The organism is Micromonospora sp. C41, from assembly GCF_018070485.1.
GTDB lineage: Bacteria > Actinomycetota > Actinomycetes > Mycobacteriales > Micromonosporaceae > Micromonospora > Micromonospora chalcea.
Map to the genome: position 1 here is coordinate 60847 of NZ_JAGPXP010000017.1, position 15772 is coordinate 76618.

The window sequence follows — 15772 nt, forward strand, 5'->3', positions numbered from 1 at the left end:
ACCGGATGACCCGTGACGACCTGATCGCGCTCACCCCGGACGTGCTGGCCGCGCTGAGCAACAGGGGCCTGGTGAAGCGCGCCACCAGGGAGGTCGACGCCGGTGAGCGGCCGGTGCTCACCGAGGACGCCGACGGCGCGGTGCGCGCCGCGTACCCGGACGGGGTGACGGTGACGCTGCCCGTGGGTGGCGGCCTCGCGGCCGGGATCTGCTCCTGCCCGGCGCCCGGCGTGTGCCGGCACCTGCTCACCGTCGTGCTGACCTACCAGCGCACGCACGCCGACGCCCCCGGCCGCGAGGTCGCGCCGGACCAGCCCGCGGCGCCGGACCGGCAGGCCGTGCCGGGCCACGACGCCGCGTCGAGCCACGACGCCGAGCCGGGCCACGACGTCACGCCGGGCCTGGACGACGCCGGCTCCGGCGGCGAACCGTGGCGATGGTCGCCGGGCGACGTCACCGACGAGGAACTGGCCGCCGCGATCGGCGCCCCGGCGCTCGCCGCCGCGAAGCGACGGCTGCGCCGCGGCTACACCGCCGTGGTCCACCGGCCGGAAGCCGCCGACCCGGTCCCGCGCGTGGAGCTGCCCACCGGCACGGTCCGGTTCCTCGTGCCCCGCCAGATCGGGTACGCGCGCGGCGACGCCGCCGACGACGGCGGAGAGTCGATCGCGCTCGCCGTGTGGGCGTGCCGGGCGGCCGACCGGGAACACCCGGACCGTCCCGAGGCGCAGGTATGCGTCGGCGGACCGGCCACCGTGACGGATCACCCGGCGATGGACGCGGCGGTGGCGCTGGCCGCCGACGTGTTGCTGACCGGGGCCGCGCACCTGGGCTCCGGCGTGGACGGCCGGCTCGCCGCCGCCCGGCGCGATCTCGACGCGGCCGGTCTGCGCTGGCCGCTGCTCGCCGTGGAGGACCTGGCCGGGCAACTGGAGGCGTACGCCGCGCGCGGCGCCCGGTACCGGCCGGAGACCCTCGCCGACCTGCTCGCCGAGCTGCCCGCGCGGCGGCGCGCGGTGGTCAACGCCGGGGCCACCCCGCCGGAGCGGGTACTCGGCACCCACGAGCCGGCGGAGACGCCGCTGCGGCGGGTACGGCTGACCGGCCTCGGCGCCCGGGTCCGGTCCAGCGGCGGCGAGGTGGGCGTGGACGTGGTGCTCGCCCACCCGGCCGCCGTCTCGGTGCTGGTGCTGCGCCGCGCCTACCCGGTCACCGGCGACGACCCGCCCACCGGGCGCGAGCTGGCCGGGCGGCGGATCACCGGCGCCACGCTCGGCGCGCTCGCCGGCGGCAACGTGGTCTCCGAGTCGGCGGTGCGCAGCGCCGCGCACCAGCTCCGGTTCGCCGCCGGCCGGCTGGCCCGCACCACTGTCACGCCCGGCGCGGGGGACTGGTCCGGTCTGCCGCCGGGCCTGCTCGCCCGCGACCCGGACGCGCTCGCCGCCGAGCTGGCCGGACGGCCGCCCCGGTTGCTGCGCCCCCGGACCGCCGCCGAGTCGGTGCGGGTGCTCGCGCTCGGCGAGGTCCGCGCCATCGGGTACGCGGCCGGCGAACAGCGCCTGCACGCCACGGTGACCGGGGCCGACGGCGGCACGGCGACCGTCACCGCCACTCACCACGCCGCCGCCCCGGGTGCACTCGACGCGCTCGCGGCGGCACTGGACGGCACACACGGGCCCCCGCGCTACGTCAGCGGGACAGTCCGCCGGGGCGCCGACGGACTCGTCGTCGAGCCGCTGGCGGTGGTCGCCGACACTGTGGTCGTACCCGATCTGGCGCCTGGAGTGGGTGACGGGCGGCTGGCCGGCGCGGTCGACGCCCGGCCCGACCCGGTCGCCGCGGCGCTGGGTGCGGCGGTGGCGCTGCTCGCGCAGGCCGCGCACACCGGCCTGCGGCACCTGCCGGCAGCCTTCCCGGAGCGGCTGCGCGCGACGGCGGCCGGGCTCGCCGCGGTCGGCCTGGACCGCTGCGGCGCGACAGTGTCCGGCCTGGCCGGCGCGCTCGGCGCCGACCCCGGCGAACCGGCGGTACGGGCCTGGGTGGACGCCTGGATCCGGCTGTCGGTCACCGGGGAGTCCCGGTGAGCCGGTCCCCACGCCCGGCCAGGATCGCTACGGTGTGACGGTGGCGACCACGGCGGCGCAGGAAATCCAGGTGGGGGAGCGGCTGGTCCGCGTCTCCAGCCCCGACAAGCCCTACTTCCCGGAGCGCGGGCTGACCAAGCTGGACGTGGTCAACTACTTCCTGTCCGTCGGCGACGGCATCCTGCGCGCGCTGCGGGACCGGCCGACCATGCTGGAACGCTGGCCGCGCGGCGTGTTCGAGGGCGCCAAGGTGGCCACCCGGCAGACCAACAAGGGCGACGCGTTCTACCAGAAGCGGCTTCCGGCCGGAGCGCCCGACTGGGTGCGCACCGCGCACATCACGTTCCCCAGCGGCCGTACCGCCGACGAGGTGGCCCCGAGCGAGCTGGCCGTGGTGATCTGGGCGGCCAACCTGGGCACGCTGCGGTTCCACCCGTGGCCGGTGTCGAAGGGCGACGTGGAACGCCCCGACCAGCTGCGCATCGACCTCGACCCGATGCCGGGTGTCGACTTCGCGCAGGTGGTGCCGGTGGCGCACGAGGTACGCGCGTTCCTGGCCGAGCTGGGCCTGGAGGGCTTCCCGAAGACCACCGGCGGACGCGGCATCCACGTCTACGTCTCGATCGAGCCGCGCTGGAGCTTCGGCGAGTGCCGGCGGGCGGTGCTCGCGCTGGGCCGGGAGATGCAGCGCCGCCTGCCCGATCTGGTCACCACCACCTGGTGGCGCGACCAGCGGGACCGGCCGGTCTTCGTCGACTACAACCAGATGGCCCGCGACCACACCATGACCTCGGCGTACTCGATCCGGCCGACACCGGCGGCGCTGGTCTCGGCGCCGCTGGAGTGGTCCGAGCTGGACGACGCCCGCCCGGAGGACTTCGACGTGGTCAGCATGCCCGGGCGGTTCGCCGACCGCGGCGACCCGCACGCCGGGCTGGACGGGCGGCGGTACTCGCTGGAACCCCTGCTGGAGCGGGCCGACGCCGAAGGGCTGGAGTCGCCGCCGGAACGCTGAGGCGGTCAGTCCCAGGGGCTCTGCGTGCCGTCGAACTCCTCGAACACCAGCCAGGTGCGCGTCGACAGCACCCCGGCGATGCTCTGCACCCGGTCCAGCACCACGTCCCGCAACGTCGCGTTGTCCGGCGCCCGGACCAGCGCGAGGACGTCGTGCTCGCCACTGAGCAGCGCCGCGTGCTCGATGTAGCGCACCCGGGCCAGCTCGGCGGAGACCTCCCGCCAGGTGTTCTGCTCGATGGTCAGCGCGATGTACGCCGAAGTGCCCAGCCCGGCCGGCTCCGGCGCGACCCGCGCGGTGAACCCGGTCAGCACCCCGTCGCGCAGCAGCCGCTCCACCCGGGCGTACGCGTTGGTACGCGAGACGTGCACCCGTTCGGCCAGCGTACGGATGGACGTGCGGGCGTCACGGACCAGCTCGCGCAGGATCCGCCGATCCACCTCGTCCAACGGCCCGGCCGAACGTCCCGTTCCGCCCGCCGCGCCCGGTGTGGTGCCGGTCTCCTGGCTCACCGCAGCCGCCCTCCCGTGCCATTCGTCCCGCGTTCATCCCGCATGTTGAGTCAATCATCCACGACCGGGAGCATAGGGCCACCACACGTCCAGGAGGTCCCCGCCGTGACGACCACACCCCAGGCGGTCCGCAGGGCATCCCCGCGCACCCGCCGGAAGACCACCCCGGCCGCACCCGACCCGTCGGCCGGCTTCATGCCGCAGCGGGAACCGGTCCGGCTGCTCGAACCCGACGGGACCCCGCTGCCGGCCCGCGACGACTACCCGGAGCCGCCGGTCGAGACGCTGCGCGAGATGTACCGGCGGATGGTCGTCGGCCGCCGCTTCGACGTGCAGGCCACCGCGCTCACCAAGCAGGGCCGCCTCGCCGTCTACCCGTCCGCGCGCGGCCAGGAGGCGTGCCAGATCGGCGGCGTGCTCGCGCTGCGCGAGGACGACTGGGTGTTCCCCACGTACCGCGAGTCGATGGCGCTGACCGCCCGCGGCCTCGACCCGGTCGAGGTGCTCACGCTGCTGCGCGGCGACTGGCACTGCGGGTACGACCCGGCCGCCACCCGCACCGCGCCGCAGTGCACCCCGCTCGCCACCCAGTGCGTGCACGCCGCCGGGCTGGCCTACGGCGAGTCGTACCAGGGCCGCGACACCGTGGCGCTGGCGTTCATCGGCGACGGCGCCACCAGCGAGGGCGACTTCCACGAGGGCATCAACTTCGCCGCCGTGTTCAAGGCGCCCGTCGTCTACCTGGTGCAGAACAACAAGTACGCCATCAGCGTGCCGCTGTCCCGGCAGACCGCCGCGCCGAGCCTCGCGTACAAGGGCGTCGGCTACGGCGTACCCAGCGAGCAGGTCGACGGCAACGACCCGGTCGCCGTGCTCGCGGTGCTGGAGCGCGCCGTCGCGCACGCCCGCGCCGGCAAGGGCCCCTACCTGGTCGAGGCGCACACGTACCGGATGGAGCCGCACACCAACGCCGACGACCAGACCCGCTACCGCGACGCCGACGAGGTCGAGGCGTGGCGCGACCGCGACCCGATCGCCCGGCTCGAGGCGTACCTGCGGGCCAAGGGCGTCCTCGACGACGCCGCCGTCGCGGCGATCGCCGAGGAGGCCGAGGAGTACGCCGCGGCGCTGCGCCGCCGGATGGACGACCAGCCCACGGTGGACCCGCTGAGCCTGTTCGACCACGTGTACGCCGAGCCGACGCCGCAACTCGTCGAGCAGCGCGAGATGGTCCGGGCCGAGCTGGCCGCCGACGCGGAGGGGGATGCCTGATGGCCACCATGACCATGGCGAAGGCGCTCAACGCGGCGCTCGCCGACGCGATGCTCGACGACGAGCGGGTGGTCGTCTTCGGTGAGGACGTCGGCCAGCTCGGCGGCGTCTTCCGGATCACCGACGGGCTGCAGGCCCGGTTCGGCGACAAGCGCTGCTTCGACACCCCGCTCGCCGAGGCCGGCATCGTCGGGTTCGCCGTCGGCCTGGCCATGTCCGGGCTGCGGCCGGTCGTGGAGATGCAGTTCGACGCGTTCGCCTACCCGGCGTTCGAGCAGATCGCCTCGCACGTGGCGAAGCTGCGCAACCGCACCCGCGGCGCGTTGAGCGTGCCGATCGTCATCCGCGTGCCGTACGCCGGTGGCATCGGCGGCGTGGAGCACCACTGCGACTCGTCCGAGGCGTACTACGCGCACACGCCCGGCCTGAAGGTGGTCACGCCCGCGACCGTGGACGACGCGTACTCGCTGCTGCGCGCCGCCATCGACGACCCCGACCCGGTGGTGTTCCTGGAGCCCAAGAAGCTCTACTTCACCAGCGCCGAGGCGGAGCTGCCGGCCCGTACCGCGCCGATCGGCAGCGCCGTGGTGCGCCGCCCCGGCACCGACGCGACGCTTATCGCGTACGGGCCGGCGGTGCCTGTGGCGCTGGCCGCCGCCGAGGCCGCCCGCGAGGAGGGCTGGGACCTGGAGGTGGTCGACGTGCGCAGCATCGTGCCGTTCGACGACGCCACGGTCACCGCCTCGGTACGCCGTACCGGCCGGTGCGTGGTGATCCAGGAGGCGCAGGGCTTCGCCGGTGTCGGCGCGGAGATCGCCGCGCGGGTGCAGGAGCGCTGCTTCCATGCGCTGCACGCGCCGGTGCTGCGGGTGTCCGGGCTGGACATCCCGTACCCGGCGCCGATGCTGGAGCACACCCACCTGCCCTCGGTCGACCGGGTGCTGGACACCGTGGCCCGCCTGCAGTGGGACGACCAGCCCGACACGAGGTGGGTGGCGGCATGACCGAACGCACCGAGCGGAGCGAGGGCCGTGAGGGCATGCCCGGCCGGCACGGCATGAGCACGGCTCTTGGGACCCGCGACTTCCTCCTGCCCGACCTCGGGGAGGGGCTGAGCGAGGCGGAGATCGTCGAGTGGCGGGTCGCCGTCGGCGACGTGGTCACCGTGGACCAGAGCGTGGTCGAGGTGGAGACCGCCAAGGCCGTCGTCGACGTGCCGTGCCCGTACGCCGGACGGGTCGTGGCCCTGCACGGCGCGGCCGGTGAGGTACGCCCGGTCGGTCAGCCGCTGATCACCATCGCCCCGCTCGACGACGCCCCCGACCCGCACGCCACCTACCGCGAGGAGGAGCGGGCCGGGTCCGGAAACGTCCTGATCGGCTACGGCACCGGCCACGGCGGCTCGGGTCGGCGGCGGCGTCGGCCGCGTCTGGCGCTCGCTCCCGAGGCCGCGCCGGCGTCGGTCGACCCGGCGCGGACCGGCGGACCGGCGGCGGCGCCGCTTGTCATCTCGCCGATCGTGCGGCGGCTGGCCAAGGAGCACGGCATCGACCTGGCGTCGCTGCGCGGCACCGGGCCGGGCGGCGTGATCCGCCGGGCCGACCTGGACGCCGCCGTGGCCGCTGCTGCTCCGGCGGCCCGGCTGGCCGCGGTGCCGGACGCCCCGGCCGCCCACGTCGGGCTCGCCCCGGCCGGCGACGGTGACACGGTCATCCCGCTCACCGGCATCCGCAAGGTGATCGCCGACAAGCTCTCCCGCAGCCGCCGGGAGATTCCGGAGGTGACCATCTGGGTCGACGTGGACGCCACCGGCCTGCTGGAGACGCGCGCCGCGATCAACGCCGCCACGCCGGAGGCGCCGGTGAGCATCCTGGCCCTGCTGGCCCGGATCTGCCTCAGCGGCCTGCGGAAGTTCCCGCAGCTCAACGCGCACGTCGACACCGAGGGGCAGCGGATCATCCAGTCCGCCGGCGTGCACCTGGGCATCGCCGCGCAGACCGACAGGGGCCTGGTCGTGCCGGTGCTGCGTGACGCGCAGCGGCTGACCACCCGGGAGCTGGCCGCCGCGCTCGCCGAGACCACCGCGGCGGCCCGGGCCGGCACGCTGCCCCCGGCACGGCTGACCGGCGGGACGTTCACGCTCAACAACTACGGCGTGTTCGGCGTCGACGGCTCGACGCCGATCATCAACCACCCGGAGGCGGCGCTGCTGGGCGTCGGCCGGATCGTGGACAAGCCGTGGGTGGTGGACGGGCAGCTCGCCGTCCGCAAGGTGACCCAGATCAGCCTCACCTTCGACCACCGGGTCTGCGACGGCGGGGTGGCGGGCGGCTTCCTGCGCCACGTCGCCGACTGCGTCGAGCAGCCCGCCCTCCTGGTCGCCAACGTCTGACCGGTCAGGCTCCCGGCCCCGGCCCTCCCCACGGAGGTCCGGGGCCGCGCCGCGTCCCCGCCCCCGCTCCCCGCCCCGGGCTCCCCGTCCCCCGCTCGCGATCTTGCACTTGCGGCCCTCGACGTGCCCGATTCGCACCCTTCTCCGGGGCCGCAACTGCAAGATCGCCGCGGCGGCGCGGGTGACGCGAGCGAGGGAGTCCAGCGCTGGCCGTCTTGCGGGACCCTTGTTCCGGTGGGTGGGATCGGTCGAGATCTTGGTAGCAAAGTGCCCCTGTGGAGGCCGTTTCGTACCAAGATCTCGCCGGGTCGGAACCTCACGCCGCCCCTTCTTCGTCGATCATGAGGTTGACGGGGATGAAACGGACATCGTGTGCCGTCAACTTCATGATCGACGGACCCGGGGGCGGCCGGGCAGTAGGTGAGGGGGAACCGGGCGGAGGGCGCGTGCGGCGCAAGCGGGGACGGGAATTACCTGTCCGGCACGATTCTCCGCAGCCTTTTCCGAGCAATTCCGCCGAAGGTGCCACGGCGTGATCCCGGGCCTACAGAATGTGGGCGAGAGGGTTCGGAAATGGGGGGCGAAATATGTTTGCGAGGCGCCGACTGACGCTTTTCGCGATGACTGTCGCAGCCGCGCCGCTGGCGGTCGGCGCGTGCACCGCCGGCCCGAAGTCGGTGGCGAAACAGGCCGAGGCGTCGCCGCCGTCGGTCACCGTGACACCCGCCGATCGCACGAAGAACGTGCCGATCAGCGCGGAGGTGGGCACGAAGGTCAGCAACGGCAAGGTGACAGCCGTCAAGCTGACCGACGACAAGGGCAACGCCGTACCGGCCCAGCCGCGCGAGGACGGCTCCGGCTGGGTGCCGGACCGTCCGCTGGCCAATTCCCGGACGTACACGGCGGAGGTGACCGCGACCGGCGATTCGGGGAAGACCGCCACGCAGAAGACGACGTTCACGACGATGGCCAAATCCACCAAACCGGCCGTCACCAGCGAATTGTATTTCCGGCCGAATCAGACGTACGGGACGGCGATGCCGGTGGTGCTCGGATTCGACCCGCCGATTCCGAAGGAGGCCCGCGCGGACGTGCAGCGCCGGCTGTTCGTGAAGACCGACCCGCCGCAGCCCGGCACCTGGTCGTGGGTGGCCGACGGCAAGCAGGCCGAGTACCGGGCGCCGGACCGCTGGAAGCCGGGCACGACGATCAGCGTGCGCAGCGCGTTGCAGGGGCTGCCCATCGGCAAGGAGGCGATCGGCGACTCCGACCGGGTCGCGACCGCCAAGGTCGGCCGGCAGGTGACGCTCGACATCGACAACGGGACCAAGCAGATGACCGTCTACGAGGACGGCAAGGTGCTCAAGAAGATCCCGGTCAGTCTCGGCAAGGAGAGCACGCCGACGTCCAGCGGCACCATGGTGATCATGGAGAAGCACGAGCACACCACGTTCGACACCCGGGGTGAGCCAAACGGCGGCTACGTGGTCGACGTGGACGACGCCCAGCGGCTGACCTGGGGCGGCGAGTTCATCCACTCCGCGCCGTGGTCGGAGGGGGAGCAGGGCTACACCAACACCTCGCACGGCTGCACGAACGTGTCGGCCACGGCCGCGGACTGGCTCATGGGCGTCACGCAGGTCGGTGACCTGGTGACAGTGCGGGGCACCGAGGTGAAGCTCGACCAGGGCAACGGCTTCACCGCCTGGAACGTCAGCTGGGACGAGTTCGCCAAGGGCAGCGCGCTGCCCGTACCGGCGGGGCTGAAGCCCACGCAGAGCGCCACGCCGCACCCGGGCGCGGTGGCCGGCGGGTCGGCGCCGGCGCCGGCCCCGTCGCGGAGCAACAGCGGCGGCTGAACCTGGGGAGGAACGGCCCCGTGCCGTGCTCAGTCCAGGTCGACGCGGGCCACCCCGGCCGCGGTCAGGCTGCCCAGCCAGAGCCGGCGGCCGTGCTGCCGCACGCCGGTGACCATCGGGTACGCCCCGCTGGGGCCGTGCAGCGTCCGCAGCACCCGCCCCGCGCCGTCGACCAGCGCGACCAGCCCGTAGCGGCGCGGCCGGGGCTGCACCGCGCCGGGCAGCAGCGCGACGATCTGGCGTACGCGCGGATGCGGCAGCAGCCGTTCCATCGCCGCCAGCCGGGGGCTGGGCAACGCGACCCAGTACGTCCCGTCACCCACCGCGGAGATGTTGTCCGGGTACGCCGGCAGGTCGGTCAGCACCGTGGCCCGCCCGCCCGGCAGGTCGATCCGGAGCAGCCGGTGGGTGGCGGTCTCGGCGAGCATCAGCGCCGACTCGTCCGGGGTGAGCGCCAGCCCGTTGGGGAAGTAGAGCCCGTCGGCCACCACGTCGGTGCGCCCGGTGCGCCTGTCGTAGGCCAGCACCCGCCCGTTGGGCCGGTGCTCCAGCAGGTCCCGCTTCCAGTGCGACAGCGGGAAGCGGTCGGAGGAGTCGGTGAAGTAGACGGTGCCGTCGCTCGCGACCGCCGCGTTGTCGGCCAGGTGCACCGGCGGGGCGGTCCCGGTCAGCTCGTGCACCGCGCCGGCGGGGTCGACCCGCAGCAGTCCCCGGTACGCGTCGCAGACGAGCAGCCCGCCGTCGACCGGGTCCCGTTCGATGCCCAGCGGCCGTCCGCCGGTCTCGGCCAGAAGCGTGGGCCGGGTGCCGGCCGGCGCGTCGGCGGGCCACCACCAGAGCCGGCCGTCCTCGTCGCCGCTGACCACCCGGCCGTCGGCGTCGACCACCACGTCCTCCGGCCCGTGCCCGCCGGCCGGCAACGGCAGCAGGTCGGCCCGGTCGAGCCGGGTGTCGGCGGGCGTCCAGGGCCCGGTCAGCGGCGGCGGCACGGTCGCCGGCTCGCGGACCGGCCGGATCAGCAGGGGCGCACGCGGGCGGGGGACGGCCATCGGCTCATTGTGGCCCGGCGGCGTCGCGAAGGGCAGTGCCCGACGGCGTTTCGCGCCCGTGGCGCGGCGGCTGCGGGATGACCCTGAGACGGCTCGGGGTCGGTTCCCGGACAGTACCCGGAACCCCTCCGCGAGGCCCGGAAATGTCGGTGGGGCCGGGTAGGTTTGGCCGCATGGTACACAGCGTTGAGCGCTTCCACGTGGCGATGGACGTGCACGATCACGTGGTCGAGCTGCGTCCGGTCGGCGAGATCGACATCGCCACCGTGACGGCGTTCCGGGCCGCGCTCTGGGCCGCGCCGGCGCGGCCGGTGCTGCGGGTCGACCTGTCGGGTGTGCGGCTGCTGTCCGCCGCCGGGGTCCGCGCGCTCGTCGCCACCCACCTGCGGGTCCGGGCCCGCGGTGGCGAGCTGGTGCTCGTCGACCCGGACCCGGTGGTGGCCCGGGTGCTGCGGGTGACCGGCCTGCACCGGGTGCTCCCGGTGCGCTGCTCCGACCGCTCGCAGGACGTGCCGAGCCGTGCCCACGACCGGTCCGGCCGCACCCACGAGATGGTGGCCTGCGCGGCCTGAACGGGAGCGGGCCGCCGGGCACACGACGGGCCGCCGGCGCGAGTGCCGACGGCCCGACGTGAAGGGCGCTGCGCTCAGCGCACGCCGAGCAGGTCCACCACGAAGACGAGCGTCTCGTTCGGCTTGATGACGCCGCCGGCGCCGCGGGCGCCGTAGCCCAGGTGCGGCGGGATGGTGAGCTTGCGCCGGCCGCCGACCTTCATGCCGACGACGCCCTGGTCCCAGCCGGCGATGACCTGGCCGCCGCCGAGCGGGAACTCGAATGTCTCACCCCGGTTCCACGAGGCGTCGAACTCGCGGCCGTTCGAGTGGGCCACGCCCACGTAGTGCACGCTCACCAGTTGGCCCGGGCGGGCCTCCGGGCCGTCGCCGACGGTGATGTCCTCGACGACCAGATCCGCGGGCGGCGCGCCCTCGATCGGGCCGACCTGGGGCTTGTCCATGAACGGTCTCCTCGGTGCTGACGGTGTGGTCACCGTCGATCCTGCCGGATCGCGACCGGCCGATACGCGCCGGTCCCCGCACACCGGCGTGGCGGGGACACGAGAAGGGGGCGGGCGCCGCCTGTCGGCGACGCCCGCCCCGCAGCGGGCTGGTTCACTTCAGCCAGGGGAGACGCTGGACCAGGGGGAGCTTCGCCCAGATCCGGCCGAGGCCGAGGGTGTTGCCGGCGCCCACCAGGGCGAGACCGGCCAACAGGCCCGCGTAGATGAGGTGGTCGTCCATGAAGGGGTTGTTCGCCGGGGGCAGCACGGCCGTCCACATCAGGACCAGGAGCAGTCCGCCGGCCACGGCGGCGATCCGGATGCCGATGCCGAGCATCAGCGCGACACCGATGCCGAGCAGGCCGAGCATGAACAGCGTGTCCGCCCAGGCCGCGCCGGCGATGTTCCGGTAGAGGTCCGCGAACGGGCCCTCGACCGCGTTGCCCAGGAAGCCCTTGGTCGGGCTGCCGCCGTTGATCCAGGCGTTCTTCGCCGCAGTCTCGTGGCCGAGGCCGAACATCTTGTCGAGGAAGGCCCAGAGGAAGATCCAGCCCAGCGCGAGCCGCAGGCCGGCCCACACGTACCGGGTGGCCTTCTGCCGGGTGGTCTCGATGTGCGCCGCCGGAGCGGTGGTGGCGGCGGGGGTCCGCTTGACGGCGGGGGTCCGCTCGATTGTCGCGGTCATGGTCTCCACGTCCCTTCCTGTGCCTCGCACCGCGCTTCCCGGTGGCACATTCATTCCACCGCCGCGCCGCCTCCCGGAGCAGGGCCGACCGGTGCCCTGATGACCGGGTCATTGGTCCCGTCCGTACCCGGTCCGGTCGGCCCCTCCCCGCCGGTCCGCCGCCCCTGACCAGGGCGTTTGCGGCGGCCTATCGTCGCAGGTGAAGGCCCGGCACGAGGAGGTCGTGATGAGGACGTGGCAGGTGGCCGACGTGATGACCAGGGACGTCGCGGCGGTGACGGAGCAGACCCCGTACCGCGAGATCGTCGACGTGCTGGTGCGTAAGCGGATCAGCGGCGTGCCGGTGGTCGACTCGTTCCACCGGGTGCTCGGCGTGATCTCCGAGGCGGACCTGCTGCACAAGGTGGAGCGGGCCGGTCACCCGGACGAGCGCCGGGTGTTCGAGGGGCGGCGGCGCCGTACCGCCCGGGAGAAGGCCGACGCGCTGGTGGCCGGGGACCTGATGACCGCACCGGCGGTCACCACCCACGAGCGCGCCTCGCTGGCCGCGACGGCCCGGCTGATGGACCGCGAGGCGGTCAAGCGGGTGCCGGTGCTGGACGACCTGGGCCGGCTGTCCGGCATCGTCACCCGTGGTGACCTGCTCCGGGTGCACCTGCGTACCGACGCGGAGATCCGCGAGGAGGTGGTGCACGAGGTGCTGCGCCGGGTGCTGTCGGTCCGCGACGGCCTGGTCACGGTGCAGGTCCGCGGCGGCGAGGTCACTATGGACGGTCGGCTGGACCGGCGCAGCGCCGTCGAGCTCGCCGGCCGCCTGGCCGGACAGGTCGCGGGCGTGGTCGCCGTGCACAACGCGATCGGGTACGACCTGGACGACACCACGCTGATGGAGCTGGACCCGGTGCACGCCACCCCGGTTGCCTGAGCGTGCCGGCGTGGTCAGGCGGTGGCGCTCGCGAGCTGGGCGGCGAGCAGCGCCGGGGCCTCGGCCAGCGACGGGCCGTACCAGGTGAGGTGCCGGCCGGACACCAGCGCCGCCGGTACCCCCGGGAACGCCTCCGGGCCGTCGTCGGCGGTGAACCGGTACGGCTCGTCGGGCAGCACCACCAGCTCCGGTGACCGGGCGCGCAGCTCGTCGAGAGCGGGCCGGGGATAGCGTTCCGCGTCCCCGGCCCAGCCGTTGAGCACGCCGAGCCGGGCCAGCACGTCCCCGGCGAACGTGTCCCGGCCGAGCACCACCCACGGGCGCCGCCACACCGGCACCACAGCGGTGCGGACGCGCGCCGGCGTGCCCAGGGCCGCCCAGGCGCGACGGGCCGCCGTCAGCCACGGCGGCTCGGCCGGCGCGCCGAGCGCGACCACCAGCTCTCCGAGCTGGTCGAGCGCCTCCGGCACGGTACGCGGGAACGTGACCCGCACCGGCGCCCCGGCCGCGCGCAACGCCTCGGCGTCGGCCAGCCGGTTCTCCTCCTCGTTGAGCAGCACCAGATCCGGCTTGAGGGCGAGCACCCGGTCCAGGTCCGGATACTTCGTCCCGCCGACCCGGGCGACGTCCAGCCCGGCCGGATGGGTGCACCAGTCGGTCGCCCCGACCAGCACCTCCGGGCGGGTGGCCGCCACCGCCTCGGTCAGCGACGGCACCAGCGACACCACCCGCACGGCGTGTTCTCCCCTCGTACCGCGGATCAGCGGGCCGGCGCGGTCGCGGCGTCGGCCGTCTCCGGCGGCAGGCCCGCCACCGGCAGGCCCTTGCGGGCCGCCCAGTCGACGGCGGCGCGCAGGTCCGCGGTGGGCAGCGGCCGCCGGGTGCTCACCCCGACCGCCGCGTGCATCGTGTAAACCAGGAACGGGTACGACTTGGCGAGCGCGGCGATCGCGTCGTGCAGGCGGCGCACCACCTCGAGCGCGGCCGGCTCGTCCAGCCCGGGCAGCAGGAGCTGGTACTCGTTCTCGGCGACCCGCAGCGCGCGGTCGACCGGGCGCAGCGCGCCGGTGACGGCGGCGAGCACGGCATGGCCCTCCCGGGCGCCGTTGCGCCGGCCGAATCGTTCCGGCGAGCCGGGCGGCTCGTCCACCCGCAGGCCGACCAGCGCCACCGGCAGCGTGCCCGAGGCGGTCACCCCGTCCATGCCGGCCCACCGGCGCAGGCCCGGCTCGTCCAGGAACGCCTCGGCCGGCTGGACCGGCGGCGTGACCCGGTCGGCGCGGCGGGCCAGCAGCCGCAGCGCCGCCTCGGCGCGCGGCTCGCCCGGTCCGGCCGGGATGTCGCGCACCCGGGCGATCGCCTCGTCCAGCGCCGTGCGCGCCTCGGCGGGCAGCCGCTCGGCGAGTTGTTCGCGCAGCCGGATGGCCTCGTGCAGCGCCTCGTCCCGGCGGAATCCCCAGCGGCCGTCGAAGAGCCGGCCGGCTTCCAGCGTCGGCGCGGGCGTCGCCTCGGCGCGGTCGTGGGCCACGAGGGTGGCGCCGAACCGGGGGCTCAGCACCACCACGCTCCACTCGCGGGCCAGCTCCTCCGCCTCGTCGAGCGTCACGCCGTACGTGCGCTCGGGCAGGTCGGGCGGCGGGCCGCCGACCATCGCCACCACCGTCGCCGCGGCGCGGCCGGCGATGCGCCGGTAGACCTCGCGCTCCCGGTCGAAGTACGGCAGCCGCTGGAACAGGGCGAACACGATCAGCGGGCCGTCCTCGGCCTCGGCGAGCGCGGCCCGCTCGATGGCGTGGGAGAGGGCGACGAGACTGCGTTTGGTGAACTGCTCCGGGGTCCGTCCGCTGTGCACGGGCAGAGCCTAGAGGCACGGACGCGGCTGCGCACCGGTCGGCGGGCCCCGGCGTGCTCCACCGCACCGCCGGAGCGGACGCCCGACGCCCTACACTCGGGCGTCGACCGGACGACGGGGGGCGGGGCGAGATGACGAACACCGGCAGCGTGACCGCCTCCTGGCTGCGGTCGGTCCCGTCCGGCGCGACGCCGTGCCTGACCCGCCACGGGCACGTCGGGTACGCCGGCCGGCGGCTCGGCGAGCTGGTGCAGGGCCGACCGCCGGGGGTCACCGGCAACCAGTGGAGCACGGCCGGACGGGCGCCGCTGGACCTGGTGGTCGGCGCCGCCGACACCGGCCTGCCGCGCTTCGCGGTGCGGTTCACCGCGCCCGCGTCCGACGGGTCGCCCGCCCGCCGGGAGGAACGGCTGACCGACGCGGTGTCCGCCGCCGTCGGCCTGCCGCTGCTGCGGGTCGAGTCACCGACGCTGCGCGGCGCCGATCACGTCCGCCGCTTCGTCGAGTACGTCCTGGACGCGCGGGCCTACGCCGAGGGCACCGACCCGGACGCCGGGGACGCGGTCGGCTTCCGGGACATCATCGGCCGGCTCCCGGACGGCCGGCGTGGACCGGTGAACGACCTCGGGGCGCTCGCGCGGGTCGAGGCGGTCGAGGCGTACGTGGCCGGCCGGATCGCCGACCCGATCGTGCGCGGGCTGCACGTGCGCTGGACCGGCGGCCCGGCGGAGGGCTGGTGCTGGGTCGAGGTGCGGCCCGGCGGCTGCCTGCTGGAGCGGGTACGGCTGACGTCGCGGGGATTCTCCTGCGGCGTGGACCCGGGCCGGCTCGCCGAGGACCTGGCCGCGATGGCGCTGGGGGAGCGACTGCGCGATCTCGACGCCGCCGGGGCGTCTCTGGTGGACCGGGAGGAGCTTTGCGGTCGGGTGCGCGCGCTCGCGGCCCGGCGGGACTCCTTCGACGGCGGCTTCGCCTTCGACCACCTCTGCGCGGACTGAATCCTTCCTGGCCGCGGCGCCGAGCCGACCCCGGCCCGGCACGTCCCGATTTTTTTCGATCTCCGGTTGAAC

15 protein-coding genes are annotated in these 15772 nt (G+C 74.9%); 9 read left to right on the forward strand and 6 right to left on the reverse strand.

Translation table 11 applies throughout. The features are described 5' to 3' along the window. The first annotated feature begins 5 nt into the window (after positions 1–5). Complete coding sequence (locus tag KBX43_RS19195) at positions 6–2084, forward strand: hypothetical protein (protein WP_210886220.1); 2079 nt, start codon at positions 6–8, stop codon at positions 2082–2084. Positions 2085–2118: 34 nt separating this feature from the next. Further along, positions 2119–3099: a DNA polymerase domain-containing protein gene (locus KBX43_RS19200; RefSeq protein WP_210886223.1), complete on the forward strand. Its 981-nt coding sequence runs from the start codon at positions 2119–2121 to the stop codon at positions 3097–3099. A 5-nt stretch (positions 3100–3104) separates the two neighbouring features. Here KBX43_RS19200 and KBX43_RS19205 read toward each other — a convergent pair whose 3' ends face one another. Further along, the gene (locus KBX43_RS19205; RefSeq protein WP_030499924.1) at positions 3105–3611 is read right to left on the reverse strand and encodes an Lrp/AsnC family transcriptional regulator; all 507 of its coding nucleotides are present in this window, start codon (positions 3609–3611) and stop codon (positions 3105–3107) included. Between the two features lie 72 nt (positions 3612–3683). Here KBX43_RS19205 and pdhA point away from each other — a divergent pair, with 72 nt between their 5' ends. The 4 genes from pdhA to KBX43_RS19225 all read left to right on the forward strand — a co-directional run bounded on the left by pdhA (position 3684) and on the right by KBX43_RS19225 (position 9134). Continuing rightward, entirely contained in the window at positions 3684–4883 is a 1200-nt protein-coding gene (pdhA, locus tag KBX43_RS19210) for a pyruvate dehydrogenase (acetyl-transferring) E1 component subunit alpha (protein WP_043330070.1), read from the forward strand. Next, entirely contained in the window at positions 4883–5887 is a 1005-nt protein-coding gene (locus KBX43_RS19215) for an alpha-ketoacid dehydrogenase subunit beta (protein ID WP_069088570.1), read from the forward strand. Before pdhA ends, KBX43_RS19215 begins: the two co-directional genes overlap by 1 nt. Positions 5888–5940: 53 nt before the next feature. Beyond that, positions 5941–7275: a dihydrolipoamide acetyltransferase family protein gene (locus KBX43_RS19220; protein WP_210886340.1), complete on the forward strand. Its 1335-nt coding sequence runs from the start codon at positions 5941–5943 to the stop codon at positions 7273–7275. A gap of 587 nt (positions 7276–7862) precedes the next feature. Beyond that, positions 7863–9134, forward strand: a complete 1272-nt coding sequence (locus KBX43_RS19225) for an Ig-like domain-containing protein (protein WP_064445788.1) — start codon at positions 7863–7865, stop codon at positions 9132–9134. 29 nt (positions 9135–9163) lie between these two features. On the opposite strand, the gene KBX43_RS19230 is transcribed toward KBX43_RS19225, so the two are convergent. Further along, complete coding sequence (locus tag KBX43_RS19230) at positions 9164–10183, reverse strand: SMP-30/gluconolactonase/LRE family protein (RefSeq protein WP_210886226.1); 1020 nt, start codon at positions 10181–10183, stop codon at positions 9164–9166. Between the two features lie 173 nt (positions 10184–10356). Here KBX43_RS19230 and KBX43_RS19235 point away from each other — a divergent pair, with 173 nt between their 5' ends. Beyond that, on the forward strand, positions 10357–10755 hold the full coding sequence (locus KBX43_RS19235) for an STAS domain-containing protein (RefSeq protein WP_083297017.1): 399 nt from the start codon (positions 10357–10359) through the stop codon (positions 10753–10755). A 74-nt stretch (positions 10756–10829) separates the two neighbouring features. On the opposite strand, the gene KBX43_RS19240 is transcribed toward KBX43_RS19235, so the two are convergent. Both KBX43_RS19240 and KBX43_RS19245 read right to left on the reverse strand, forming a co-directional pair. After that, entirely contained in the window at positions 10830–11198 is a 369-nt protein-coding gene (locus KBX43_RS19240) for an FKBP-type peptidyl-prolyl cis-trans isomerase (protein ID WP_030499930.1), read from the reverse strand. Between the two features lie 154 nt (positions 11199–11352). After that, a complete protein-coding gene (locus tag KBX43_RS19245; protein WP_369799256.1) occupies positions 11353–11934 on the reverse strand; it encodes a hypothetical protein in 582 nt (193 codons plus the stop codon). A gap of 217 nt (positions 11935–12151) precedes the next feature. Between KBX43_RS19245 and KBX43_RS19250 the strand changes: the two genes are divergently transcribed. Then, positions 12152–12850 carry a CBS domain-containing protein gene (locus KBX43_RS19250; RefSeq protein WP_030499932.1) on the forward strand — a complete coding sequence of 233 codons (699 nt, stop codon included), beginning with the start codon at positions 12152–12154 and terminating at the stop codon, positions 12848–12850. A 14-nt stretch (positions 12851–12864) separates the two neighbouring features. Here KBX43_RS19250 and KBX43_RS19255 read toward each other — a convergent pair whose 3' ends face one another. Next, positions 12865–13584, reverse strand: a complete 720-nt coding sequence (locus KBX43_RS19255) for a helical backbone metal receptor (protein WP_210886229.1) — start codon at positions 13582–13584, stop codon at positions 12865–12867. 26 nt (positions 13585–13610) lie between these two features. Further along, positions 13611–14702 carry a DICT sensory domain-containing protein gene (locus KBX43_RS19260; RefSeq protein WP_043323680.1) on the reverse strand — a complete coding sequence of 364 codons (1092 nt, stop codon included), beginning with the start codon at positions 14700–14702 and terminating at the stop codon, positions 13611–13613. Between the two features lie 131 nt (positions 14703–14833). On the opposite strand from KBX43_RS19260, the gene KBX43_RS19265 reads away from it, so the two are divergent. Beyond that, the gene (locus KBX43_RS19265; protein ID WP_210886242.1) at positions 14834–15700 is read left to right on the forward strand and encodes a hypothetical protein; all 867 of its coding nucleotides are present in this window, start codon (positions 14834–14836) and stop codon (positions 15698–15700) included. Positions 15701–15772 lie beyond the last annotated feature (72 nt).

Coding starts and splice junctions, on each gene's coding strand:
- KBX43_RS19195 (WP_210886220.1), top strand. CDS start 6: ATGACCCGTGACGACCTGATCGCGCTCACCCCGGACGTGCTGGCCGCG.
- KBX43_RS19215 (WP_069088570.1), top strand. CDS start 4,883: ATGGCCACCATGACCATGGCGAAGGCGCTCAACGCGGCGCTCGCCGAC.
- KBX43_RS19220 (WP_210886340.1), top strand. CDS start 5,941: ATGAGCACGGCTCTTGGGACCCGCGACTTCCTCCTGCCCGACCTCGGG.
- KBX43_RS19225 (WP_064445788.1), top strand. CDS start 7,863: ATGTTTGCGAGGCGCCGACTGACGCTTTTCGCGATGACTGTCGCAGCC.
- KBX43_RS19230 (WP_210886226.1), bottom strand. CDS start 10,183: ATGGCCGTCCCCCGCCCGCGTGCGCCCCTGCTGATCCGGCCGGTCCGC.
- KBX43_RS19235 (WP_083297017.1), top strand. CDS start 10,357: ATGGTACACAGCGTTGAGCGCTTCCACGTGGCGATGGACGTGCACGAT.
- KBX43_RS19240 (WP_030499930.1), bottom strand. CDS start 11,198: ATGGACAAGCCCCAGGTCGGCCCGATCGAGGGCGCGCCGCCCGCGGAT.
- KBX43_RS19250 (WP_030499932.1), top strand. CDS start 12,152: ATGAGGACGTGGCAGGTGGCCGACGTGATGACCAGGGACGTCGCGGCG.
- KBX43_RS19265 (WP_210886242.1), top strand. CDS start 14,834: ATGACGAACACCGGCAGCGTGACCGCCTCCTGGCTGCGGTCGGTCCCG.